Origin of the sequence: Colwellia sp. MB02u-10 (genome assembly GCF_014077185.1) — a bacterium.
In the GTDB taxonomy this organism is placed as follows: Bacteria; Pseudomonadota; Gammaproteobacteria; order Enterobacterales; family Alteromonadaceae; genus Cognaticolwellia.
The window spans coordinates 1-26,019 of record NZ_JACGVK010000053.1 but is presented as its reverse complement, the minus strand read 5'-3'; the positions used below and the strand labels follow the sequence as shown (position 1 = coordinate 26,019).

Genomic DNA, 26,019 nt, shown 5'->3' with positions numbered 1-26,019 from the left:
CAATAGATGTCAAAAGTAGTGTTTTTTTGGTGTTTAAAGTTAGCGCTACAAAGGCTCACTTAGACAAAAAATTATGTTCATTCATTGTTTTTTTGAATTTACTGTGTGTATTCTAGCGTTAGCGCTATCGAACTTTACTTTTTTTGTGCTCATACATCGCGGCATCGGCATCTTGGATCATTTCTTCTATCGATCTATCTGTGTCATGTTTAAAATCTCTTACACCGGCACTGTACTCAATTTTGTAGGGTTTGTTTAAGCTCTCATTGGCTTTATCAATAGCGATAGCAAATCGCTCTAACGCCAGGTCAGCCTTGGCTTTGTCAGAATCACTCAGCATAGCAATAAACTCATCCCCACCTAGGCGTCCGATCAAATCACAGTCACGGAATGAATTCAGCATTATTTGTGCAAAGGTGATCAATACAAAATCGCCTTCATGGTGACCATATTCATCATTAATACTCTTAAATTTATTTAAATCAAAGAATATAAATGACATGGGTATTTGATTACGTCGACATACTTTTAAACTATGATCGACCATAGTCAAAAATCCCCGTCGGTTAGAAATCATGGTTAAATCATCTAACGTGGCGAGTTGAATAGATTTAATTTCTTGCTCAACCATAGCGCCCAGATCTTTAAGTAACTGCTGATCTTCTTCGTCAAGGTTTTTAGGTTTAGTATCGATAATACACAAACTACCGATATTAATGCCTTGCCTAAGCTTTAAAGGATAACCGGCATAGAAACGAATGTTTGGCGCTCCAATAACAAGAGGGTTGTCAAAAAATCGTTCATCTTCAGCAGTGTCTGGAACGATAAATAATCCATCTTGATTAATAGCATGTCCACAAAATGAGATATCACGAGACATTTCTGAAACGTCAAGTCCTTGGCTAGACTTAAACCATTGACGGTGTTTATCAACTATACTGACCAGTGAGATGGATACGTCAAACATGCGCTTAGCCATACGAGTCACACGATCGAATCGCTCTTCGTGTGAAGTATCAAGGGTTTTTAACGATCTCAGCGCATGTAGTCGCTCGGCTTCATTTTTAGGGAATTGAGGCTTAATCATAGAGATCCAGTTAATTTAAATATTTACCCCCTAAACTATATCAGTAAATCAACACAATTTCTTTAAAAAAAAGAGCGAGTTATAAGTCTGTAATTATTTTTTTGGAGCGTTTATTCTGTGGACTACAGCCTCAACTATTGTCGTGATTATTTCAAAGTATCTTATTATTTTGATACCTTGTTGTTTAATTTTTAGCGCCATTTGATTGCGCTAATACAGCTTTTCCAGGTGCTAAATATGTGTTGTATACGGTAGTCGTTTTCTTTTAAATATTAGTAAAGCTTCAACTTTTAGCGACAAACTGAAGGTTGTTGTCATTTATCATGACGCTAGAGACCAAATATTGAATTAGTTTATCCCAATTTTGTTGCCGTTCTACGTTTGGCTTAAACAATGTTAAAATGTGAGTGATAATCACACATCAATGCAGAAAATATAGCCATTGAAATAATTTTCGCTAAGAGCTCAATTCATTAATTCAATTGGTATGACTATTTTGTTAAACTCTTTGGCAAAACTCATGCACAATTTTTTGCCATTTTATGATGGCAGTTTAATGTTAAATACTTGTTTGGAAATAAAATGAAAATTACTGATAAAAGCGTTGTTCAGTTTCACTACATACTTAAAGATGAAGCGGGTGTAGAAATAGAAAACTCATATGCTAATGAGCCACTAGCTTACCTACACGGTTACAAAAATATGTTAATCGGCGTAGAAAACGCTTTAACAGGCAAAGAAACTGGTGATAAATTTTCAGTAACCTTACAGCCTGAAGACGCTTATGGTGAGCGTAAAGAAGACGCTATTCAACGCGTGCCGGTAAAACATATGCAAGGTTTAGCCTCGCCAAGTGCCAAATGGAAAGCGGGCATGACAGCCGTAGTTAACACGGACGATGGTCAACGCCAAGTGACTGTTGTTAAAGCGGGTAAATTTATGGTTACCGTTGATATTAATCCGCCACTAGCGGGTAAAGTACTGACCTTTGATTTAGACGTTACTGACGTACGTGAAGCAACGACTGAAGAAGTTGAGCATGGTCACGCCCACGGCGCTGGCGGTCATCAGCACTAAGTGATGTAATTAACAAAATATCTTCAAAAAGCCGACGTTAAGTCGGCTTTTTTATGCTCAGGACGAGCGGTATGCTGCGATCACATGGATGTGAAAGAGCAGCGATGTTCAGGACGAGCATCACATGGCCGTTCTTAGCCATCCATGGCTCCATGGCATGAGTATATCCCTGTACGTCGATGTCAAAGAACAGCAAGCTTTCCCTTTAACTGTTATTGAACTGAATAAACTTTCCGTTTATCGAATTCATATTATATCTTTTTGCCATACTGTTAAGGTAAGTTATCCATTGAGTGCAATTTGTAGAATACCTTCAGGTCATCAAATAACAATAAGGTCCAGAATATGTTTACATTAAAATCATCATTAACCACCTTAGCGTTACTCGTGGGTACCAGCTTGTCTCAGTTAGCGTCGGCGCAAACGACCGTTATTCATGCCGGCGAATTATTAGTTACTGCCAATAAGGCGCCGCTTAAGCAACAAACCTTAGTGATAAGTGATGGTAAAGTCACTGAGCTTAAATCTGGTTTTGTTGATATCAGTCGTTTTGCCAAAGATGCAAAATTAATTGATTTATCATCGAGTTTTGTCATGGCTGGCCTGATGGATATGCATGTGCATTTACAAGGTGAACTTGGCCCTAATAACGATAGTGAGATAGTTAACTTATCTGATGCAGATATATTAATGAAAAGTGCCTACTTTGCTCATAAAACTTTAATGGCTGGTTTTACCACCGTACGTGATTTAGGCAGCAGTGCTGAACAAATTTATGCGCTGCGCGATGGTGTCAAGCGTGGTTGGATAACAGGGCCAACCATTATTGCTGCTGGTAGCAGTGTCGCGGTGACTGGCGGGCACGGCGATGTTGACGGCATGGCGCCTGATTTGATGGCGCTACATACCGCAAAAACTATTTGTGATGGCCCTTATGATTGTCGACGAGCGACTCGTCATGCCATTAAGTTTGGTGCTGATGTGATTAAGATTACTTCTACCGGTGGTGTGTTATCTGATACTGATACCGGCACGGGTCAGCAAATGGCTGATGATGAATTAAAAGAAGTGGTTGATACGGCGCACTCGCTTGGGCGTAAAGTGGCGAGTCATGCACATGCCGCTGCTGGTATTAACGCGGCATTACGTGCCGGCGTTGACAGTATTGAACACGGCAGTTATGCCGACAAAGAAAGTATTAAACTCTTTAAAAAAGGTGGTGCTTATTTAGTACCAACATTGATGGCGGGAGATACCGTGGTTAATATGGCGAAAACCACTGACTTTATGTCGCCAGCGATTCGCGTTAAAGCTATTCGTGTGGGTGGTGACATGATTGAAAACTTCAAACGTTCATATAAAGCGGGTGTGAAAATAGCTTACGGTACAGACAGTGGCGTTTCAAAACACGGTTATAATGCTCGAGAAGCACAATTAATGTTTGCCGCGGGTATGACTCCACAAGATATTTTAGTTTCTGCGACCATTAATGGCGCCGACTTAATTGGAAAATCAGAAACTTTAGGTACATTAGAGGTGGGTAAAGTGGCCGATATTATTGCTATGCATGCTAGCCCTTTAAACGATATTAATGAACTACTTGATGTCGATTTTGTAATGAAAGCAGGTAAGGTAGTTAAACAAAAATAACTTCAATAGCGTTTAGATTGACGTAGTGATGTAAAAGGCTGTGTTAAACAGCCTTTTTATTGCCTTATTTTCTTCGCAGAACCCCAGTAGTTAATGCAACACCAAGCAAAATAATACCGCCGCCCAACAGCATCATTAAGCTGATGGTTTCACCTAAAAATAATGCGCCCCATAGAATGCCAAAGGCAGGAATTAAATAGGTTACTGATATCGCTTTTGCTGGGCCAAGTTGTGCGATAAGTCGAAAGAATAAAATATAGGCGACGCCGGTACAGATAACACCAATCAAAAGCACTGACCAGATGGCATTTGAGCTCGGTAATGTTTCAGGGATAAAAAATAAACTCAAGGGTAATAACATTGCGGTAGCGGCAATTTGGCTACCAGCAGCTAAGGCCAACGGTTTTATTGTGCTGAGATTTTTTTTAGTATAATTAGCTGAAATTCCATAACAAAGTGCGGCTAACATCGCCGCTAATGTTGGTAATAAAGTATTGTTTTCTAATGATTTATCTGTAAATTCAATGTCGAAATGTAAATTATCTGACACTAATAAATACACGCCAAAAAAGCCAATAACCAAGCCAAACATGGCACTTAGGCTTAACTTATCTTTTAACCATATGTAGGCGACTATAGCGCTAAACATGGGAGCTGTTGCGTTTAATACTGATGCTGTCCCCGCCGTTAGCGTTAAGGTGGCAAAACTAAATAGAGTAAAGGGTATTGCGGTATTTAACGCCCCAACCACAAAAATATCTCGCCAACGTCCTTTTAGTGCATTAGTTTCTTTAAATAAAACTAAGCAGATGATCAAGAAAATAGCCGCTATGCCCGCACGTAATGTGGCAAAAACTATCGGGCCAAACTCTGGCGAACCGACCCGCATAAACATAAATGACGCGCCCCAAATAGCGGCTAATAACAGCAGTTCAATACTGGCTTTATGGTGTAGGGTACTTAGTGTCTTCAACGAATATCCTTAGATAAAAAGTTATAACTGAGTTTTATTGAGTTTTACATAGTTGCTTAATGAATAGTCAGGATAATCAGACAGTTATTGTAAATTAAGCGAGTAACCGCGTTGAAGTTATTTAATGCTCTTTGTCATACTGATAATTTTTTCGATCGCGATAACATTCAAGGTTGTTGTGCTTGTCATTTGCCAATTAATATTAAAATCATACAAGGTCATACCGTAAATTCTGTCGTCTGTGCAATTTTTTTTATAGGCAGGGCGAGGATCTTGGCTTAATACTTGTTCGATAAGGCTTTGCAGTGTTGGGTAGTGGGCGAGGTTGTCGGCTAGGGTAAGGCGTGCTGCGTTGGAAAATATCACGTCAATATTACTGCTGGGTTGTTCTTGTGCATAGCCGCCATGAGCATTTTCGACAATATCAGCATAAGGAACGTAAGGTTTTATATCAACTATCGGGGTGCCATCAAGCAAGTCTAATTCACTAATATGCAAAATAACCTGAGAGCCTTGTTGCCCAGTAAAACGTTGTTCAATGCGGTCAAGTTTAACAACAGACATACCTATAGGGTTGGGTCTAAACGTTGAGCGAGTCGCTAATACGCCAAGTTTTTTATTGCCGCCTAAACGTGGCGGGCGTACCAAGGGCTTCCAACCTTGGGCTTGCGTACCATGAAAAATAAACAATAACCAAATATGACTAAATTGCTCTAAGCCTCTTACTAATTCAGCATTATTAGCCGAACCCGTTAGGCGCAACTGCCCTTGAGCCGCGGTAACAATACCTGGCTGTCTAGGGATGGCAAACTTTTCTTTATAGGGTGAGTCGATAGTACCAATAATATTTAAATTAACGCTATCAGTCATTTTTTATCTTGCTCAACCTTATAAGCACGGCCATAGCAAACAGTAGAGGCAACGCAATATTTTGCGGCTTTATCTGCTTCTATCATCACACACTGGCTAAAAATGATGGCATTTGCCTCAAGTTTATAGGCTTGGCGTCGTGCTTCTGTGCGGGCATCAATTTCATTTGGGGCTGCATGATAAGCTTTTTCTTGGCAAGACTCGCCTTCAACCAAACCGAGAAACTTATAGTGACCGGTAAACTCTTTTTCACTTGTCACTATTTTTACTGTGGTCGGGGAAAAATAATTTTTGAAATTCTCTCGGTCTAAGTTTGTTGATATGTCATTTATTTTTGCACAACCTGCAGTTAACAATATCAGCAGTACGGTGATGCTAGTGGTATATTTAACTAACCTTGGTGCTGTTTTATGTTTTTTAATCATTTTTTTAAACCCGTATGTATTTATGTTGAAGTTGATGTTGAAGTCAATGTCAAAGCTGAACATCCTATTTCACTAAACTCATATCGCCTTTGATCCAATAATTGAACAATTTATCAATGGTTTTACTTTGCTGTTTCATTGAGATCCAATTACGCATAAATAGTTCAAAGCCGTGATCATTTTTATTAATCGGGAAGGCCATATAAAGTGGTGCTAACTCAGGTTTAGGTACTACCACAGTATAGCTTGGCTTGAGCAGGGTCCAAGCAGACGATGCTGCCGCGCCAAAAAGCATGGCGTCAATATGGGAAAATTCGGGCTTAAAGAATAACCGCGGTGTTGATATTTCCCAAGCTTTTCCATGCGTAAATCTTTTAGCAATGGCTTTTTCATAATAAAAGTTTTCAGGGATACCCAAGATGAGATCATCTCGCTGGAGAATATTATCCCAGTGGGTAAATTCCGCACGCCTTTTATCTTTAACGATAATAGCCAGATTTTGCTCGCTGTAAGGCATGGTTAAGGTAAATCTCATCATGTTATCTGGAATAACCGGCACACCTGTGGTGATGTCTAGATAACCTGAGCTTAATAATGATTCTGCCTGATGGCGAAATATCTTCACAAATTCAAGGTTAACATTTAAATCAATGGCGAGCTGGTTCATTATTTCAATATCAAAGCCAACAAGTTTGCCGTTATTGTTATGAAATGAATAAGGCAAATCGTCGCGAAAATAACCCACGCGGATAAAACCACGTTGTTTTATGCGAGTAAGCACACCAACAAAGGGCTGAACAATGTCGCTATTTTCCTGAACATCATCCCAATATTTGCTGTGAACGCTTTCCATGAGAAAGTCACGTTTTATAAATTTAGCATAGCCTTCGTACTGATAACTGATTGAGCTAAAAGCAAACTTTAAGCTGATGAAGGCAAAAACAGATAAGAGGGGAATAATGGCTAAATTTCTAATTAAGGCTTTTTTCTTGATGCGAAAAGCCTTGGCCATACTGGTTGCAACCAGTAAAGGTAAACAGCTGGCAAAAATCACTGAAAGCAGTGCCGATAAACGACCGACAACTAAGTTTTCAGCAACAATAAAGAAATCAAACATTGAATGAGAAACGTTAAATAACTCTAAAAGATTTTGCATGGCCAAAGTACTAGTGCCAAACAACTGCGGAATACCCATCACCACTAACTTCACATAATCTTCAAAGCTGATGTAGGCACCAGAGAACCATGCGGCAAACAAAACAAATAGCAGCGACAATAGTTTACCGCCAACCGGTAAACTATAACTAATAGGTACGATGACATCAGAGACTTTATCCACATTGTCAATATCAGGATATTGTGAGGCGATTAACTGTTTGGTTTTTTCCACAATGATCGGTATAACAACAAAAAAACTGCCGGTGGCGAATGCCGTGATCATCGCTTCTCTTGACGCTTTTAAAATGGCACGATAACCAAAAGGGGTAATAGTGGCGAGCAGGGCAGGAAACACCACAAAACACAGCAAAAGTGCTAACACTAAGGCACTAGCAACATAGATCATTAAGCCATCGAGTTGCGAAGCATCAAGCGTTGCTGCTGCGCGCCAACCAATACAAAAAACACCAACAGGGGCAAAACGCATCACTAGGTTGCTAATATTACTGACCGACTGTTTTAAGTTGCCTAGCACGGCGAGGGTTTGGCGTTTATTTTTAATTGGCATTAAGCCAACACCAATAAAAACACTAAAAAACACCACCGAAGGGATCACCGCATTAGCGAAGGCATTAAAAGGATTAGACGGAATAAAGAGCTCAACAAGATTAAGTTCTTGACTCACTTTTATCGTATTAGCGCTATAAAATTCAGCACTTTGCCAATTAGGAAATGATAATGGCGCCATTAAAATAAAGCATAACATCAGTGCGATGAGCAATATGACCAGTATTACGCTGCTTTTAAGCGCAGACTTGGCTTTGCTAGCAGACAAACCGCCAATACCAACCATAAGTGACAAGGCAATATAAGGCAGCGCTGTCATTTGCAATAGCATAACAAAGGCATCAGCAAGATGGTTTACCATCGCATATAAGGTTACGCCAAAGCTACCTATGATGAGCCCTATCGCCATGGCAAATATAATTTGGCTAGATAAAGAAATTTTACTGAGCTTAACTGTGGTCATATTGGCTGATAATTATGTTGCTGCATGATTAATTTGCATAGTTAAAGGGAGTTACTGGCGCCACTTCAAGTTGTAGATTTGCTCTTAGGAAACTAAGCGCTGAAACTGCATATTGAGGTGGAACGGGTATTCGATACAAGATATTAAAAAGGCAAACTCTTGTTTATGTTCAAGGTTTGCCTTTATTAGTGGTGTTAATTTAATGGCGATTAACGCCTAAAGTAGCGGTTTACTGACTACTTAACGCGCATGCCTGCTTGTGCGCCATCATCTGGATTAAGTATCCACAAGTCTTCACCACCCGGGCCCGCGGCTAAAACCATACCTTCTGACATGCCAAAACGCATTTTACGTGGCGCTAAGTTAGCTACCATCACCGTGTGCTTGCCAATTAAATCTTCAGGTTGATAGGCAGATTTTATGCCGGCAAACACTTGGCGTGTTTCACCCCCTTCTTGGTCATCTAAAGATAACGTCAAACGCAGTAATTTATCGGCTTTTTCAACGTGTTCAGCATTAACGATTTTTACAATACGTAAGTCTATTTTCGCGAAATCATCAAATTGAATTTCAGGCGAAATAGGATCATCTATTAATGGCTCACCGGTGAGTGTTTTCTCAGGCGCTGATTTTTTCTTTTCTGCTTTTTTATCTTTTTTCGGCTCAGCTGCTTCAGTTGTTACGGCTAAATTGTCTTTTGACGCATCAGTCATCGCATTAACTTTATCCATATCAACACGTTGTAATAACGCTTTGAACTTATTGATTTTATGGTTAGTTAATAGCGTTTTATGGCCTGCCCAAATAAGTTCGTCATTTAAGAATGTAGCGGTACTGTCAGCTAAAATAGGTAGTACTGGCTTTAAGTAAATCATCAAGATGCGAAACATATTAATACCAAGCGAGCAAATGTCTTGCACTTCTTGTTGTTTAGTTTCGTCTTTAACTAGCTGCCATGGTTCTTTAATGGCAATGTATTCATTAACTTTATCAGCCAGTGCCATGATTTCACGCATACCACGAGCAAAATCTCGTGACTCGTAATGTGAAGCAATACTATCACCTGCGGCCATGACTTCGTCAGCTAAGGCGGGGTTATCAATATTTTCTGAGAGCATGCCGTCAAAGCGTTTAGTAATAAAGCTGGCACAACGTGACGCGATATTAACCACTTTACCAACTAAATCTGAATTGACTCTTTGGGCAAAATCTTCAAGGTTTAAATCTAAATCATCAATACGGTGAGTCAGTTTTGCAGCGTAGTAATAACGTAGATATTCAGGGTTTAAATGGTCTAAATAAGTGCGACCTTTGATAAAGGTACCTTTTGATTTAGACATTTTTGCACCGTTAACGGTAACAAAACCATGGGCATAAACCGAGGTTGGTTTTCTATAGCCTGCGCCTTCAAGCATGGCTGGCCAGAACAAACTATGAAAATAAATGATGTCTTTACCAATAAAGTGATAAAGCTCGGCTTCTGAATCCAATTGCCAAAAAGCATCAAAGTCGATACCGGTTCTATCACAAAGATTTTTAAAACTGCCCATATAGCCAATGGGTGCGTCTAACCAAACGTAGAAATATTTACCCGGTGCGTTGGGAATTTCAAAGCCAAAGTAGGGTGCATCACGACTGATATCCCACTGTTTCAAGCCTTGTTCAAACCATTCAGCTAACTTATTGGCCATTTCTTCTTGTAGTGCGCCACTGCGAGTCCACGCTTGTAACATGTCGCCAAAAGCCGGCAGGTCAAAGAAATAATGCTCTGAGTCACGTAATACCGGTGTTGCGCCAGAAACCACTGAACGTGGGTTTAACACTTCCATAGGTGAATAAGTTTCACCACAGTTATCGCAACTGTCACCGTTTTGATCTTCACTTTTACATTTAGGGCAAGTGCCTTTAACAAAACGGTCAGGTAAGAACATGCCTTTTTCTGGATCATATAGCTGTGAAATAACACGCGTTTTTATATGACCATTAGCATCTAAACGGTTATAGATTTCTTCAGCAAAGGCCTTGTTTTCATCGGTGTGCGTAGAGTGATAATTATCATAGCTGATATGAAAGTCTGCAAAATCCGCCATATGTTCTTCACGAACACCCGCGATTAACTCTTCAGGTGTGATACCAAGCTCTTGTGATTTTAACATGATAGGCGTGCCGTGAGCATCGTCAGCACAAACAAAGTAAGTTTCATGACCACGCATACGCTGGAAACGAACCCAAATATCAGTTTGAATATGTTCTAATAAATGGCCTAAATGAATAGAACCATTGGCATAAGGGAGGGCACAAGTAACTAAAATTTTACGCTTCTCTGCAGATTGCACAGATGACTTTGATAACGACATATAAAGTTTACATATTATTGGTGGTAATTATGCAGGGAATGGTACAGAATTTGTGGTTACTTTTCATTAAGAATTATCACCTTTATGTTATAAAGGCTAGATAAAAAGTGCGTTTTAACTATGTTATCAAATTTCTTTTCTAAAAATGTAGTCAGTGTTGAAAGCCAAAAGGCTATTAATGTTTTTCTTGATGCCTACCGCTCCGATATTTTCCCTCAAGGACCCCTTATTATTGCTCAGGCTGTCACTATGGTGATGGCTAAAAAAACTATCCTGATCAAAATGTCACTGCCGTTCCCATGTGACGGTGAACTACATGATATTGCAGAACAATTGACAGAACTAGTGCAGCAACCGGTTAATTTTGATGTTGAATATCATGTTGAGCCGGTTAGAGAACACAGCATTAAAGGTATAAAAAATATCATTGCGGTTGCTTCTGGTAAAGGCGGTGTGGGTAAGTCAACCACAGCGGTTAATTTAGCTTATGGTTTAATTGCAGAAGGGTGTAACGTCGGTATTTTAGATGCAGACATTTACGGTCCTTCTGTGCCTACCATGTTGGGTCTAAAGGGCGCAAAGCCGAGTTCAAATGACGGTAAATTGATCACGCCACTTGAGGCTAAAGGGTTAAGTGCTATGTCAATCGGCTTTTTAGTGGATGATGCCAACGCTACCGTGTGGCGAGGGCCAATGGCGAGTCGAGCTTTTTCGCAATTACTTAATGAAACTGACTGGCCTGATTTGGATTATCTGATTGTTGATATGCCTCCGGGCACGGGTGATATTCAATTAACCTTAGCGCAACAAGTACCGGTAGCAGGCGCTGTGGTGATCACTACGCCGCAAGATATTGCCTTAGCTGATGCCATTAAAGGTATGGCGATGTTTGAGCAAGTAAAGCTGCCTGTACTCGGTATTATTGAAAACATGAGTTATCACCAGTGTGAAAACTGTGGTCATCAATCGCATTTATTTGGTGATGGCGGGGGCAAGCGCATCGCTAATGAGGCAAAAACACAATTACTCGGACAACTGCCCCTCGACATTCGTATTCGAGAAGACGCTGATAGCGGTAGTTGTGCAATAAATGAAAATAGCACTGGAGAAGTGGCGCTGCTGTATCGTAGTATAGCGCGCAAAGTTGCTGCGCAATTATACTATCAACTAGATATGCGCAGCCCAACAACCGCGAAAGTGCTCGTTGAATAAAGTAAAACCAAGATCATTTTAAGATACAAAAAGAATACAAAGTTATTTTCGTCGACATAATACCCATTAAAATTGTTCTCGCTACGGGCTGAATTGATTAACTTAATGGGTATAACAACTGAGTTTAAGAAGAATAATCATGAGATTAAGTGACAAAGATATAGAAGAAAGCCTTCGCAAAGGACAGATAGGGATTTCGCCAGCGCCAGATAGCAGTATGATTTCTGGGGTCAGTGTTGATATTCGCTTAGGTAATGAATTTCGCGTCTTTCAAGATCACACGGCGCCTTATATCGACTTAAGCGGCCCAAAAGACGAAATGCAAAAAGCGATGAATGCTGTGATGAGCGAGGAAATTTATATTCCAGACGGCGAAGCTTTTTTTCTGCATCCGGGAGAGTTAGCATTGGCGGTTACTTATGAGTCAGTAACCTTACCAGACAATATCGTTGGCTGGTTAGATGGTCGTTCATCATTGGCACGTTTAGGCCTTATGGTACATGTTACCGCTCATCGAATTGATCCCGGTTGGTCAGGTCAAATAGTGTTGGAGTTTTATAACAGCGGCAAATTACCTTTGGCATTGCGCCCAAAAATGAAAATTGCCGCGCTTAACTTTGAAACCATGTCGTCAAGTGCCGAACGTCCTTACAACAAACGTGAGGATGCAAAATATAAAGATCAAATTGGCGCTGTTGCCAGCCGCATTAGTCAAGATGAGAGTCATAATTAGCAAAAATTTTAAAACCTTAATGCTAACAAAAAGCCAACGAGATAATCGTTGGCTTTTTGGTTTTAATTATTCGCACTTAATCTTTTAAATTTTAATTCGACTTACGCTAACGGCTGAGTTGGAGAAGAATAATCGTTAGCTAGCATTAACTAGGGGTTTTTGCATAGCTTCAGCGCGGTTATTTGCTTTTGAAATACAAGAATTTAATGCCGCAATTAACTTATCACGGCTATGAAAGTGACTAACGGTGTCACTACTGAGTTCATGATGATAAACATCTATACGTGTTGATGTGATGCTAGCATCGTGACATATCGCGCTATCAATTGGCAGACAACCGACGTTTTCTTCAATCCAAGCTAATTTTTCATCTAATGACAACCCAGCAGCAGGGCTATTTTCAGCGACGATATTATCAATAAACACGCGATGAGCATTAGTTTGGTTTAATGCATTACTAATATCACGCACGAGTAACGGTGGTATAACACTGGTCAAAAAACTGCCAGGTCCTAAAATAATCAAATCGGCATTTAATATGGCCTCTACACAACTGGGCAAGGTTTTAACTAACGGCGCTAACATTAAATTTTTTGGCATCTCTGACATATTATCAACTGATACTTCACCGATGCGACAGCGGCCTTTTGAATAAAAGGCCATTAAATCTGTTGGGGTTTCAGACATAGGCAATACGGGGGTTTTAACTCTTAATAACCGTCGAACAAGTTTGATAGAATCAAGGGGGCGTGAGTGTATTTCTCCGAGACCATAAAGAATTAAGTTACCGAGGTTATGGCCACCGAGTTCATCATTACCGTTGAAGCGAAAATCGAACAATTGGCTGCCGACCGATTTTTCATCAACTAACTGAGTCAGACAATTGCGTAAGTCGCCCCAGGCGATTGAACTACTGCGTTTTCTTAAACGGCCAGTAGAGCCACCATTATCTGTGGTGGTAACGATACCGGTGAGTTGGTTTCCTAAAAAGGACAGGGTAGAAAGTACACGCCCTAAACCGTGGCCACCGCCAATCGCAACAACATTGAGTTCTTTTAGCTGCATATAATTATTATTTTTTTTAATTGATGATTAACCATAACGTTTTATTTACTATAAATAAAGCAACTCGCTATAGTTTATAGTGCTTTTAGCGAGATAAAACCCTATTTTAAGCCTGTTTTTAGCAGAAATTATCAGTAATAACAGCGCTGTTATTTCAACACCCGTGAATTATATAAAATATTGGGCTTTTAAATAGTTGATAAGGCAAAATTTAGTCAACTTGTACTATAAGTAATCAGTTAGATAAAATCTTTTAAAAAAATGACCTAATATCTAAAATAAGGGTTGACAGTATCTTGGTCGCTGCTTAGAATGCGCCTCGCTTTCAACGAGTAACTTGATTACTTATTGAGAGAAGAATTAGGATAAGTATTAGGCCACTTATTTTATTTCGATGTGGGGCTATAGCTCAGCTGGGAGAGCGCTTCGCTGGCAGTGAAGAGGTCTGCGGTTCGATCCCGCATAGCTCCACCAATAATATTATTATTCATTTGTGCTGATAACGTAAATGAAAAATAGTTAAAAAGATAAAGTAGTTGGATATACCGCGAGGTTGTCGGACTACAGAAACAAAATAGTTTATATTTTGTTTTATCGTTTTAGTGTCCTTATCGTCTAGAGGCCTAGGACACCGCCCTTTCACGGCGGTAACAGGGGTTCGAATCCCCTTAGGGATGCCACTTCTTCGGAAGACTTCTACGGAAGTAAAAAAGAAAATGAGTTGTGTTTTATTACACAAACAAGAAATATATAATATAAATCATAAGTTCACTAGGCTAGAGATTTTTACGATTTTATTATACTAAGTGTTTCGAGTTTATAATGTGTCCTTATCGTCTAGAGGCCTAGGACACCGCCCTTTCACGGCGGTAACAGGGGTTCGAATCCCCTTAGGGATGCCACTCATTTTTAGTTAGACAAGTTTACTGGTAAGTGTTTTTTTGACACATACTATAGAATATGTAGCGTTACTATAAGTTCACTAGGCTAGAGCTTTATACAGTAAGATTATATTTAAGTGTTCTATTGGTATTTATGTGTCCCTATCGTCTAGAGGCCTAGGACACCGCCCTTTCACGGCGGTAACAGGGGTTCAAATCCCCTTAGGGATGCCACCATTAACTTAGATTGGTAAATTTTTTTATAATATTTAACAATCAACTACAAAACATGAAATCGTTATCGAACGGTTATCATAATTTTTAGTGTCCTTATCGTCTAGAGGCCTAGGACACCGCCCTTTCACGGCGGTAACAGGGGTTCGAATCCCCTTAGGGATGCCACTTATTATTTTACTTTTAGTCAAAATAAACAGTGCTTAAAAGTGAAGTAAAAAAACCGACTTATGTCGGTTTTTTTATGCCTAAAATTTATCAACTATCCAATACCCAATACCCAATACCCAATATCAGTCGCTGGTGCTCACATTATGAGGTTAAATTTCCAGTGTTTATTCTCATTGAATTCATAGCCATTGAATCAAATCATGACTCACTTGGTAGAAATGCAGCAGATCTAAATATTTTTAAGTCTCTACATATTCCTTTGTCATTCATTCCTCCCCTTAAAAAATAATTCACAGGGAGAAAAGAAGGAGAACAGCAGGAGAAATAAAATATCAGCTGATCTGTTGCGCTTAAATTTTTTACAACTCTACTCGTTCCTTTCTCATTCACTCCTCCCTGTAAAAATAATAAAATAATTCACAGGGAGAAAAGAAGGAGAACAGCCGGAGAAATAAAATATCAGCTGATCTGTTGCGCTTAAATTTTTCAACTCTACTCGTTCCTTTCTCATTCACTCCTCCCTGTAAAAATAATAAAATAATTCACAAGTAAAAAATAAGGAGAAAAGCAGGAAAAATAAAATATCAGCTGATCTGTTGCGCTTAAATTTTTCACGACTCTACTCGTTCCTTTCTTATTCACTCCTCCCTGTAAAAATAATAAAATAATTCACAGGGAAAAAATAAAGAGAACAGCAGGAGAAATAAAATATTAGCTGATCTGTTGCGCTTAAATTTTTCACGACTCTACTCGTTCCTTTCTTATTCACTCCTCCCTGTAAAAATAATAAAAAATTAGGGCAGGGACAAAAGAATAATAGCTGCAAGAGAAGTAAAAACCTTATTCGGATTGATTGCAGATGTTTATGGTTGCCGACTAAACATAAGTACCTGCATCGACGTCAAAGGATTTGCTGATGCCGTGGAGCTATGTTATTGCAAGGATGTGAGTCATTAGACTCATGTAGAAAAGTTACCTAAGTGACTACTAGTTGGCTATGGACGAGGACGTAAGGATCAATACACTGCTTGAATTTGCATAATTTACCTTATTGAATTTTAATCAATAAGGTAAATTATTGGCTATGCGACACTAATGGGTTAATTCACTCATAGCTCGCCTATTGAGTTCGATTACGCTTGTTAATTAAACTCAAGCTTTCTTCAGCAAAACCCACACCAGCCTCGTTATAAAAGTTAAACACTTTGTCTACGCCAAAGCTTTCAAGGGTAATCAGTTCATCATCATAACGCGCAATAGCGGCGATCTTGCCCTGATAATTAGTGCGCCTTATTTGCGCGGTTATATTCTTAATGTCTTGCACAGAAGGTAGTGCTAACAGTGTGAGTTCAATCTTACTCAGATCAATTTTTTCCCAAAAGTCAGCATCTTCAGCATCACCCAGATAGGTGTGAATACCGTTTTCATTTAACCATTTTACTTTGTCTTTATCTGTGTCTAAGCCCCAAACTTGATTGTCTATCTGAGCACTCAAGGCTCTATAAGCGCCGATACCAACACGGCCCATGCCAATAATCGCAATGGGTGCTTCGCCAGGCTGAACAAAATCATCTTCGACTAAAGGCTTTTTACTTTCAAAGCGCTTAAATTTTTCTTTATTATTGGCAAAGTAATCATGGGCAAAGTTATAAAGTACATTAGTAATAATAAAGGATAATGCCACCGCTAATGACAATATCACTAGCCACTCGGAAGATAGCCAACCTGCTTCAGTGCTAAGTGCGGCAATAATAAGACCAAACTCACTATAATTACTTAACGCTAACGCCGATAAAAATGCAGTTCTACCACGCAGATTAAGCTTGACTAAAATAAAGAAAAACAACAGAAACTTAACGGGTAGTAACAAGGTTAATACTGACGCTATCGCTAGCATCTCTAACGTGGGCAGGGCAGTAAAGCCAATCGATAAGAAAAAGCCAATCAAGAATAAATCTTTAAAACTCAGTAATGACTTATTTATTTCACTGGCTTTGCTATGAGAAGCTAAATACATACCCGCTAAAAGCGCACCTAAGTCGCCCTTGATTTGAACTAATTCAAATAACTCATAAGCACCGAAAGCGATAAAAAAGCCCATTAATGGAATAAGTTCGCCATGGCCTACCTTACTAATAACTTTGTTAATATAGGGTTTTAATGGTATGAAAAGCAGTAACAAGCCCGCCCAAGGGCTAGGTAGTTCACCTGTGGCGACGACAAGAAATATCACCGCAATCACGTCTTGCATCACCAATATGCCAATCGCCAGTTTACCATGGCGGGCGCGCATTTCACCGTGCTCTTGCATAAGTTTAACAACGCATACCGTACTACTAAAGCTTAATGAAAATACGATTAGTGCTGATGTTGTGAGACTTAAGTCACTAATAAAAGGAAGAGTAATAAGGGCGATGGTTTTTAACAGTACGAGTCCAGTCAATAACCATAAAACACTGTGGCTTAAGCTGCCAAGCCAAACTTCTGGCTTGAGTAAGTCTTTTATATTGAGCTTAAGGCCAATGGTAAATAGCATCAAGGTGATGCCAATATCCGCTAATACGTTGACCATGCCATCGGCTTCATAGCCTAAAAAGAGTAAAATAAATCCGGCCGCTAAATAGCCGATTGAGGGGGGTAGAGCGACTAATTTGGTTAATAAACCACAAATAAAAGCAAAACCGATCCAAATAAATTCCATATTAAATTAAGGCTCCAGTGTCATTATTTCATTAAGTTGCTGTTCAACATAGTCAGCGATTATTGGCTGTGCTTGCGCGTTAGGGTGAATACCGTCTGCTTGCATAAGTGCTTTGTCGGTGGCAACGATTTCCATAAAAAAGGGCAGTAAGGTGATATTGCTAGCATTGGCGACATCTTCAAAAACTTGCTCAAACATTTCATTGTATCTTGGGCCATAATTTGGCGTTATTTTTATCTTAATCATTGAAACTTTTATGTTTTTATCTTGCGCTAACTTGACCATTTGTAACAAATTATTTTTAATGACTTTCGGTGAATAACCACGTAAACCATCATTTCCGCCTAGTTCAATCAGCAACAAGTCAATTTTTTCATTCGCCAAAATGCCTGCTAGCCGAGATAAACCACCGCTCGTCGTTTCACCACTAACACTGGCATTTATTATTGTGTAAGCTTGTTTTTGTTCGGTAAGTTTTTGATTAAGTAAGTGCACCCAGCCTTGTGTGGGTTTCATCCCATAACTTGCACTGATACTATCACCTAATAGTAAAATATTGCGGGTTGGTGTGATACTAATGCTGTTATCAAGCGTATTGACCTGTTTGTTTTGTGCAGCAGTATTTGCTGTAGAGATAAAAAATAAGCTAATAAATAATATAAAAAGTGGATAATTTTTCATGCATGTAAATTCCGAGAGTATTCTAAGCGTTAAAGACCTAACTAAATCAGTGCAAGTTGAAGATAAAACGCTAGTTTTGCTTCAACCACTTAATTTAACTGTTGCTGCGGGCGAATCAATTGCCATTGTCGGTTCGTCTGGCTCAGGTAAAACGACATTATTATCGATTTTAGCGGGTTTAGATTTACCAAGTTCCGGACAAGTGTATCTTAAAAACCAGCCTTTACACCAGTTTAATGAGGAGCAGCGTAGTCAAGTTCGTGCGCAGCATGTGGGATTTATTTTTCAACAATTTTTATTAATTAACAGCTTAACTGCGCTTGAAAATGTGATGTTGCCAGCCGAGTTAGCCAATATGCCCGATGCGCAAGCACGTGGCGAAGCTTTACTGGCGCAAGTAGGTTTGGCTGACAGACTGGCACATTACCCTTCTCAGCTTTCTGGCGGTGAACAACAGCGGGTAGCTATTGCACGGGCATTTATTGCTAAGCCAGATATTTTATTCGCTGATGAGCCCACGGGCAATTTAGACAGCAAGACGGGCCAACATATTATTGATTTAATATTCGATTTGAATGTTAAAGAGGGTACCACCTTAGTGTTGGTAACCCACGATGCTAAATTAGCGGCAAGGTGCCAGCGGCAAGTTGAAATGGACAGCGGTGCTTTAACTGAACCCTTGACTGAAGCCACATTAGCAAACACAGATGAAAACCATGCTAAACATCAGGCTGATAGTCAAACCAAAAGCCATGATGATCTTGCAAGCAAAACTTCAGTTTCACAAGTAGGTTAACGATGAGTATTGTTAAACAAAAAGCATCAAGCATGTGGTTTACTCAATCACTACGCTTATTACATCATGAGCTTCGCCGTGGTGAACTTACCATCATATTTATCGCTATTGCGCTTGCCGTTGCGACGGTATTTTCATTGACCGGATTTTCTGGCCAAATTAAGTATGCCATAGTGGCCAATAGTACCAACACCATAGGTGCCGATCGTGTCCTTCGTATGTCGTCAGAAGTTGACACTAGCATCATAGAGAAAAGTCAGACATTAGCATTACAATATGCTCGGAAGATTGAAACTGAGTCGATGGCATTTGCTGGCGACAATATGTTACTTAGTGAACTCGATGCGGTATCTGATACTTACCCTTTGCGCGGTGAACTTAGAATTAAAACCTCGCTGACGCAAATCGCGAGTGTTGTTGCAAATGCCCCTAAACTAGGCACAGTTTGGGTTGAGCCCAGTGTGTTAAGTCGCTTGAATGTTAAGATTGGCGAGGTGATTGAGATAGGTGTTGCGCCGCTCATCATTGCCGGTATTGTTACTGATATTCCTGATCGTTCATACCGCGCCTTTATTGCCGGGCCAACGATTATTTTAAATATTGCTGATATGCCCAAAACCGAGCTTATTCAGCCAGGCAGTCGTATTACCTATAAGTACTTATTTGCCGGTGAAATCGAGGCTATTGAGCGCTTTGAAACATGGATTAAGCCACAGATCAATGAATCACAACGTTGGTATGATGCTAAAGCAGCCCAAAATCGTTTATCAAGAATATTAGACACTGCAGAGAAGTTTCTTTCGCTAGCAAGCATGTTAGGCATTGTACTAGCGGCTGTAGCGGTAGCGGTGGCTAGTCGTCGTTATGGTCAACGTCATCAGCCTAACGTGTCAATATTTAAAGCCCTAGGTGCGTCAACTTCGCATGTTAGAAAACTTTATTGTCTGCATTGGACCTTATTGAGTTGTTTAAGTATCGCAGCAGGATTAGTGGTGGGTTATGGTTTGCTGCTACTGGGGGCTAATGCCATTGCGAGTTATTTATCATTGGCTAATGCACCGCTGACTTTTGTGCCGTTTTTAACGGCGATATTTACCGGTTTATTATGTGCCATTGCTTTTGCTATTCATCCGATTATGACCTTAGTAAAAAGCTCACCCTTAAATGTTATTCGTGGTTTTAGCCAAGAAAAAGTCGCGCGCTTTGGCTGGCATCAGTTACCGCCTTTATTGGCGTTATTTTTATTACTGTTTATTTTCAGTCAAGACTTAGTGATGAGCGCTGCGTTGTTATTTGGTGGTGTGGTTGTCTCTTTTATCTTGTTGTTGTTTGGCCGTGGCTTAATGAGCGCAGGCCGCAGTGTTGGTACTAAAGCGGGAAAGTCTTGGCATTTGGCCTTAGCGAATTTAAAACGCCGAGCTAGTGAAAATAGCGTGCAACTGGTCAGTTTTACTATCGCTATAATGCTGTTGTTATTGATCACAGTAATGAAAAGCTCAATATTATCAGAATGGGAGCAACAGTTTCCTGATGATACGCCCAATCATTACCTGATCAATATCACTCAAGATCAAATTCAGCCTTTAAAGACCTTTGTTGAAGATAATAATATTGCCAACCAAGGTTTCTATCATATCTACCGTGGTCGTTTATCAGCAATAAACGGTGTAAAGACTGTCGATAAAGATGATGATGACAGTCAAGTACAAAACGCTGAAAAAACTGATGGCACTGAAAAACAACAAGCTAAGAAAAGCAAGCAGAAAAAGAGTCGGCAAGGTATGGGCCGTGAACTTGGCTTAACTTGGCGTACTGAGTTACCTGATGAAAATGAAATTATTGCTGGGCAGTGGTGGCAGGTTGGCGACGAAACACCTCAAGTGTCAATTGAAAGCAATATAGCAGAACGTTTGGCGGTTAAATTAGGTGATGAGCTAACCTTCACACTCGGCTCGGATGAGTTTACCGTGCCTGTGACTAGCATTCGTCAAGTGAATTGGCAAAGTCGGCAGTTAAACTTCATTATGGTTTTTAACCAAAGTGTACTTGAGAAATTTCCGACGACATCAATTTCCGCTTGGTCAATATCAGATGAGAACCGAGACTTAGTTTATCGCTTTTTGGCCAACTTTCCCACGATTACGGTAATGGACTTTGCTGCCATTATGGCGCAGCTCAATAGTATTATTGAGCAAGTGACGGTGGCGATTCAGCTGATCCTCATTTTGGTCGTGCTTGCTGGTAGTTTAGTGTTAATAGCGCAAGTACAAGCCAGTATGGAAGAAAGAGAGCGCGAACTAGCGATATTGAGAACCTTGGGGGCTAAAGGCAGCTTACTGCGCAATAGCGTGTTATATGAGTTCGTAGCTCTAGGGGCTATTGCTGGACTCATGGCAAGTGTTGGTATGGAAATAGCGGTTTATATTTTGCAAAGCCAAGTCTTTAATATGTCAGGCAGTTTTCACTTTCAGTATTGGTTAGTGGGTATTGGCGCGGGCGCATTCTTTGTGGGCTTAATTGGTATGCTCAGTTGTTGGCGTTTACTTAAATTGTCGAGCGTTACCTTAATCCGACGAACCATGTAACTTTCTCGTCTTATAAAAACTATATCGCTTTTAATACTAGCGGGCATGCTATGAAATCGCGTATAGTTTTAAGCGCTTATACTATATTAGATAACTAACTGAGTTTAAAAAATGGCTTTACAAGGCAAGTCCGAAGGCGCGGTGAAATTTTTATTGGTTACCGCGGCATTATTTGTTGTGCTAGCGGGGATAAAAACCGCGGCGACATTATTAGTACCGTTTTTATTATCAGCGTTTATTGCCATTATTTGTAATCCATTAGTGGTGATGGCGGCGCGTTATAAAATTCCTAAACCGATAGCGGTCATCTTTGTTATTGGTATCTTTGTTTCTATTGCGTTGTCACTGGCTGGGCTTGTGGGTAACTCGTTAAATGAGTTGTCACAACTTATTCCCGTTTATCGCGCGCAACTTCAAGAACAGTTTATTTGGTTAACCCAACAACTTGATGACTACAATATTATCATATCGTCAGAATTACTCATTGAATACTTTGACCCCGCTGCAGCAATGGGCTTAGCTGCTAACATGCTCAGTGGTTTGGGCAGCGTTATGGCTAATTTATTTTTAATCATAATTACGGTTATTTTTATGTTGTTTGAAGCGTCATCTGTACCGCGTAAATTACATTTAGCGCTCGATGATCCACAAGCTCGCTTAAAGCAAATTGACCGATTTTTATCGTCAGTAAATAATTATATTGCGATTAAAACCTTGGTGAGTATTGCGACCGGCATTTGTGTTTCATCAATGCTGTGGGTGTTTGGTTTAGACTTTTTCTTACTGTGGGGTGTGTTGGCCTTTTTACTGAACTATATTCCCAATATTGGCTCTATTATCGCCGCCGTACCGGCAATGTCGTTAGCTGTTCTGCAATTAGGACCAACGGCAGCAGGTTTTATTGGCTTAGGCTATTTAACCATAAACACAGTAATGGGTAATGTGGTTGAACCGCGTTATTTGGGCCGTGGCCTTGGGCTATCAACCCTAGTGGTATTTATTTCATTAATATTTTGGGGCTGGTTGCTAGGCACTGTGGGCATGTTGTTGTCAGTACCTTTGACCATGATCATTAAAATAGCCTTAGAAAACTCTGCAGAAGGCAGTTGGTTTGCGGTGTTATTATCGGGTGAAGAAGAGTTGGAAGAGACTTAAACAAGCAAAAGGTGGCGATAAGCTACCTTTTTTCATTTATATCACTTTAAAATCTTAACGTTAAATCCTAACTTATTGCTTTATAACGCTCTAAAATTATAGGATTTTTAGCTTACCATGTGATTATTAAACGGCTTTGTAGCTAATTATTAGTCAATTAATAGTCAATTAATAAGAGCTATACAAAACAGATCACAATTGATGGCGAATATTAAAAATCAGCAAGTCAAAATCACAGCCCCAAGTTATCGGTAATGCTTTAGCAAGTGGCTATAGTATTGAAGGGGTCAAGTGCCTATGTTTAAATTAACCGGGTTTTTGACCAACCTTAAAATAACCGGTTGAAAGAAACTGCACCGCTTCATTGCGCTTTTTACCAATTAAGATTGCCCCGTCATCCATAAACAGAAAGTTTTTCCAGCAACGTTGAAATACTGCCCAAGTGGTTTCAATAACGTTATCTCGTGAGCTGCAATAATAAACCACGGTATTATTATCCCATTTTAAGTGCGCTAAAATGATCTCGGGTAATAAATATGCTTCACTATCCCAAATATTCTCCCATTTACCATTATCAAACCAGGATGCCGCATTTTCTGGCCAGTCACCTTTTTTAAAAAAGTCTGGGTGATCAACTTGTTTACTGATGGCGCCATCCCAAAGTACTTTGGCACGAGTACTGATCATAGGTTTAATTTTTGTTTTGTCGCTATCGCTAATGGGTAAGCTTTTATGCTTAAAGATCCAAGCGTTTTTTAATTCGTCAATTGAGGTGTAATTCATAAAGGTTATATTTGTAGCTTCAATTTTGGCATAACAAGAACAGCTAGTATCTCATTAATTTGCTTAAAATTGCAGGTTATAAAATGAAAAAATACAGTTAAAGTTAATGATCAGAGCGATTCGATGGTTTTGTATTAGTTCAAATTAGCCATTTGTCTATTAGTATTTTAGCTGTACTCACCAGTACGGCTAAATGTATTGATTGTTAGCCGCTTGTTGAGCTTTATCCTTTGTTATATTTAAAGCCGTATTAATGAATTTTCTGCTGGATAATTTTAAATTGTGGGCTGTTTTGCTCTTGTTTATGACAAATACTTAATAAATCTTCAATCAAACAAGAAAGTGCACGTCGTTCAATTTTCTGGATTAATGCTTGCTGCTCGTCAGTTAGCATGTGGTACATAGTAGCGGCGCCAAAGTCGCCAAAAATAATATTAGCGTTTTCATCAAACAGGGTGTTATGCGCGTATAAATCACCATGAGATACTTGATTTGCATGCAAATGTTCAAATACGTCTTCCATTTGCAATACTATTTTATCAATTTGACTCATGCTTAAGGTAAAGCCTGCAGGAAAAGTATCACGGGTACAGCTTTTAAAGCTTGGCGGTAAACCCAAATTTTTAAAATTAGCCGGTATTAAATTCATGATTAAGGCTAAATAGCCTTCCTCATTGACTTGTGCTAAAGAACGGACAAGGTTTTGATGATCGCCGACTTTTAAACATACCTGTAATTCGTCTTCTGGGTAGCCATCACTGGTTACTTTACCTTTAAAAACTTTCACCGCAACATTGTCTGGGAATACTGATGGACTATTAGTCCAAGTTGCACTTGAAATAACGCCTGAAGCACCTTGTCCCAGTACCTTCTGTAAGGTAAAACTTGCTGAGGGCAGTGATGGAACTGATGCAATGTTGAGGTTAGCAAGACTAAAAGGATTACCGGAAAAGGCAAACCATGCAAGTTTAGGTAATCTCAGCAATTGCTCGGGACATTCAGTTAAATTGTTCGCTGATATACGCACTAACTCAAGGTTACTTGACTGCGCTAGTGTTAACGGTAGTTTGATTAACCTATTGCCAGCTAACGCCAATTTTTGTAGTTTTGGCCGTTCGCCCAAAGCGTCAGGTAAAGTTTCAAGGCAGTTGTCGGTCAAGATTAACCAACGCAAATTCTTCGGTAAGGAGTTAGCCGGCACCTGCTCAATTTGATTTGATTTAAAGCCGACCATTTCTAGGTTTTCACAGCGCCCAAGCACTTCAGGTAATACTCGGAAGCGATTATTTGAAGCAAAAATTATTTGAAGTTTTGTTAGTTTAATTAACGTCTTGGGTAGCGAGGTTAATTGATTGTCAGATAAATCTAGAATTTCTAAGCTATCTGCTAATGACAGAATTTCTAATGGGAATGAGCTTAAGTTTTCAGATAACTTTAAACGCTTAATACCCCTGAGTTTGCCAGATTTTAACTGAGATAGCGTATGCATTTATTAATCCATTGTTAGTGTTATTTTTAGTAAATGAAAATTTAGGATGCCACAAAGTGATATGACATCGCTAAGATATAAAAAACCGAGGAGCTTATTTACAGGCTTTTCAGGTTTATGGAGGGTAATCAACCTAATACAGTATTTTTTACCAGAGTTAAGCTAGTGACACCTTGTATGTTGCACACAGGTATTTACCACAACCTAGTTCCAATTTTTACTAATTATAGGTGAACCTATAATTACATATTATGGATGATCTTAAAGGAAACTCTGTGATTTATCAATATCAATGAGGAAGTATCATAGCGGCTATAAAGCAAATTAAATCAGATGATTGGAGCGCAGCGATTAGCATTTAAAGCACAAAATCTATTTTTAAATCTTAAGCTTAAAAATTGATGCAGAGTCATTTGTTATTCAAAATGAATAGAAGGTTAGTTGTTTAATAGCCCCGTAAACAGTTCCTTAAATAGTTAAGGTATCAGCATGACAAACCACAATATAAATAATGAAAGAATGAAGCGTAAATATTTTATTTTTATGAAAGAGGCAAAACGGCATAGTGAGGCATCAATAGATTGTATTACTAAAGCTATAAGTCACTTTTAAAAATACAATAAATGTAAACCGTTTAAAGATTTTAATTTTAACCAAGCGATTGGTTTTAAAAATAAATACTTACGACCCTGTAACAAAATCTGTTACAGGGTCCGAGATAAATATTAACGCCTAATCTAAGTTCAATAGTCGTTAATAATACTGTATTAAAGGGGGGTATTATTTGAAGGTAGTATTTAATTTGTCGAGATCTTCAGCACTTTTATTTACCGCTATACCATAATTATTTACTTGCGTTGCAAGTTTACTATTTTCTTGAGAAATATTATCTATGGTATAAACACT

18 protein-coding genes and 5 tRNA genes are annotated in these 26,019 nt (G+C 39.3%); 12 read left to right on the top strand and 11 right to left on the bottom strand.

Annotated features, from left to right (window positions below):
- Positions 1 to 124 precede the first annotated feature (124 nt).
- A complete protein-coding gene (locus H4J59_RS00630) occupies positions 125 to 1,087 on the bottom strand; it encodes a sensor domain-containing diguanylate cyclase (protein ID WP_182235900.1) in 963 nt (320 codons plus the stop codon).
- 582 nt (positions 1,088 to 1,669) lie between these two features.
- Here H4J59_RS00630 and H4J59_RS00625 point away from each other — a divergent pair.
- Positions 1,670 to 2,164, top strand: coding sequence for a peptidylprolyl isomerase (locus H4J59_RS00625; RefSeq protein WP_182235897.1), 495 nt, complete (start codon positions 1,670 to 1,672; stop codon positions 2,162 to 2,164).
- Between the two features lie 345 nt (positions 2,165 to 2,509).
- Positions 2,510 to 3,814 (top strand): amidohydrolase family protein, encoded by a 1,305-nt coding sequence (locus tag H4J59_RS00620; protein WP_182235895.1) that lies wholly within the window; start codon positions 2,510 to 2,512, stop codon positions 3,812 to 3,814.
- 64 nt (positions 3,815 to 3,878) lie between these two features.
- Here H4J59_RS00620 and H4J59_RS00615 read toward each other — a convergent pair whose 3' ends face one another.
- From H4J59_RS00615 to metG, 5 genes are all read right to left on the bottom strand, one after another.
- On the bottom strand, positions 3,879 to 4,787 hold the full coding sequence (locus tag H4J59_RS00615) for a DMT family transporter (protein WP_259369325.1): 909 nt from the start codon (positions 4,785 to 4,787) through the stop codon (positions 3,879 to 3,881).
- Between the two features lie 117 nt (positions 4,788 to 4,904).
- A complete protein-coding gene (gene tsaA / locus H4J59_RS00610) occupies positions 4,905 to 5,657 on the bottom strand; it encodes a tRNA (N6-threonylcarbamoyladenosine(37)-N6)-methyltransferase TrmO (protein WP_182235893.1) in 753 nt (250 codons plus the stop codon).
- Positions 5,654 to 6,082, bottom strand: a complete 429-nt coding sequence (rcsF, locus tag H4J59_RS00605; RefSeq protein ID WP_182235891.1) for an Rcs stress response system protein RcsF — start codon at positions 6,080 to 6,082, stop codon at positions 5,654 to 5,656. Before rcsF ends, tsaA begins: the two co-directional genes overlap by 4 nt.
- Before the next feature lie 64 nt (positions 6,083 to 6,146).
- Positions 6,147 to 8,270: a cation:dicarboxylate symporter family transporter gene (locus H4J59_RS00600; RefSeq protein WP_182235889.1), complete on the bottom strand. Its 2,124-nt coding sequence runs from the start codon at positions 8,268 to 8,270 to the stop codon at positions 6,147 to 6,149.
- A gap of 236 nt (positions 8,271 to 8,506) precedes the next feature.
- Positions 8,507 to 10,627, bottom strand: a complete 2,121-nt coding sequence (metG, locus tag H4J59_RS00595; protein WP_182235887.1) for a methionine--tRNA ligase — start codon at positions 10,625 to 10,627, stop codon at positions 8,507 to 8,509.
- A 120-nt stretch (positions 10,628 to 10,747) separates the two neighbouring features.
- Between metG and apbC the strand changes: the two genes are divergently transcribed.
- Both apbC and dcd read left to right on the top strand, forming a co-directional pair.
- Entirely contained in the window at positions 10,748 to 11,839 is a 1,092-nt protein-coding gene (apbC, locus tag H4J59_RS00590) for an iron-sulfur cluster carrier protein ApbC (protein WP_182235879.1), read from the top strand.
- Positions 11,840 to 11,978: 139 nt separating this feature from the next.
- Complete coding sequence (gene dcd / locus H4J59_RS00585; RefSeq protein ID WP_182136292.1) at positions 11,979 to 12,572, top strand: dCTP deaminase; 594 nt, start codon at positions 11,979 to 11,981, stop codon at positions 12,570 to 12,572.
- 135 nt (positions 12,573 to 12,707) lie between these two features.
- Here dcd and yvcK read toward each other — a convergent pair whose 3' ends face one another.
- Positions 12,708 to 13,637 carry a uridine diphosphate-N-acetylglucosamine-binding protein YvcK gene (gene yvcK, locus H4J59_RS00580; RefSeq protein WP_182235878.1) on the bottom strand — a complete coding sequence of 310 codons (930 nt, stop codon included), beginning with the start codon at positions 13,635 to 13,637 and terminating at the stop codon, positions 12,708 to 12,710.
- 398 nt (positions 13,638 to 14,035) lie between these two features.
- Here yvcK and H4J59_RS00575 point away from each other — a divergent pair.
- The 5 genes from H4J59_RS00575 to H4J59_RS00555 all read left to right on the top strand — a co-directional run bounded on the left by H4J59_RS00575 (position 14,036) and on the right by H4J59_RS00555 (position 14,920).
- Positions 14,036 to 14,111 (top strand) — tRNA-Ala (locus H4J59_RS00575).
- 130 nt (positions 14,112 to 14,241) lie between these two features.
- Positions 14,242 to 14,317 (top strand) — tRNA-Glu (locus H4J59_RS00570).
- Between the two features lie 146 nt (positions 14,318 to 14,463).
- Positions 14,464 to 14,539, top strand: a tRNA-Glu gene (locus H4J59_RS00565).
- Positions 14,540 to 14,676: 137 nt separating this feature from the next.
- Positions 14,677 to 14,752, top strand: a tRNA-Glu gene (locus tag H4J59_RS00560).
- A 92-nt stretch (positions 14,753 to 14,844) separates the two neighbouring features.
- Positions 14,845 to 14,920, top strand: a tRNA-Glu gene (locus H4J59_RS00555).
- Between the two features lie 1,123 nt (positions 14,921 to 16,043).
- On the opposite strand, the gene H4J59_RS00550 is transcribed toward H4J59_RS00555, so the two are convergent.
- On the bottom strand, positions 16,044 to 17,624 hold the full coding sequence (locus H4J59_RS00550) for a cation:proton antiporter family protein (protein ID WP_182235876.1): 1,581 nt from the start codon (positions 17,622 to 17,624) through the stop codon (positions 16,044 to 16,046).
- Positions 17,625 to 17,630: 6 nt separating this feature from the next.
- The gene (locus H4J59_RS00545) at positions 17,631 to 18,305 is read right to left on the bottom strand and encodes an arylesterase (protein ID WP_182235874.1); all 675 of its coding nucleotides are present in this window, start codon (positions 18,303 to 18,305) and stop codon (positions 17,631 to 17,633) included.
- Between H4J59_RS00545 and H4J59_RS00540 the strand changes: the two genes are divergently transcribed.
- The 3 genes from H4J59_RS00540 to H4J59_RS00530 all read left to right on the top strand — a co-directional run bounded on the left by H4J59_RS00540 (position 18,304) and on the right by H4J59_RS00530 (position 22,841).
- Complete coding sequence (locus tag H4J59_RS00540; RefSeq protein ID WP_182235872.1) at positions 18,304 to 19,101, top strand: ABC transporter ATP-binding protein; 798 nt, start codon at positions 18,304 to 18,306, stop codon at positions 19,099 to 19,101. The two genes, H4J59_RS00545 and H4J59_RS00540, sit on opposite strands and share 2 nt — an antisense overlap.
- A gap of 2 nt (positions 19,102 to 19,103) precedes the next feature.
- Positions 19,104 to 21,686 carry an ABC transporter permease gene (locus H4J59_RS00535; RefSeq protein ID WP_259369324.1) on the top strand — a complete coding sequence of 861 codons (2,583 nt, stop codon included), beginning with the start codon at positions 19,104 to 19,106 and terminating at the stop codon, positions 21,684 to 21,686.
- A 111-nt stretch (positions 21,687 to 21,797) separates the two neighbouring features.
- Positions 21,798 to 22,841 (top strand): AI-2E family transporter, encoded by a 1,044-nt coding sequence (locus tag H4J59_RS00530; protein WP_182235870.1) that lies wholly within the window; start codon positions 21,798 to 21,800, stop codon positions 22,839 to 22,841.
- Between the two features lie 306 nt (positions 22,842 to 23,147).
- On the opposite strand, the gene H4J59_RS00525 is transcribed toward H4J59_RS00530, so the two are convergent.
- Both H4J59_RS00525 and H4J59_RS00520 read right to left on the bottom strand, forming a co-directional pair.
- Complete coding sequence (locus H4J59_RS00525) at positions 23,148 to 23,624, bottom strand: DUF2947 family protein (protein WP_182235868.1); 477 nt, start codon at positions 23,622 to 23,624, stop codon at positions 23,148 to 23,150.
- Positions 23,625 to 23,874: 250 nt separating this feature from the next.
- On the bottom strand, positions 23,875 to 25,113 hold the full coding sequence (locus H4J59_RS00520; RefSeq protein ID WP_182235866.1) for a leucine-rich repeat-containing protein kinase family protein: 1,239 nt from the start codon (positions 25,111 to 25,113) through the stop codon (positions 23,875 to 23,877).
- Positions 25,114 to 26,019 lie beyond the last annotated feature (906 nt).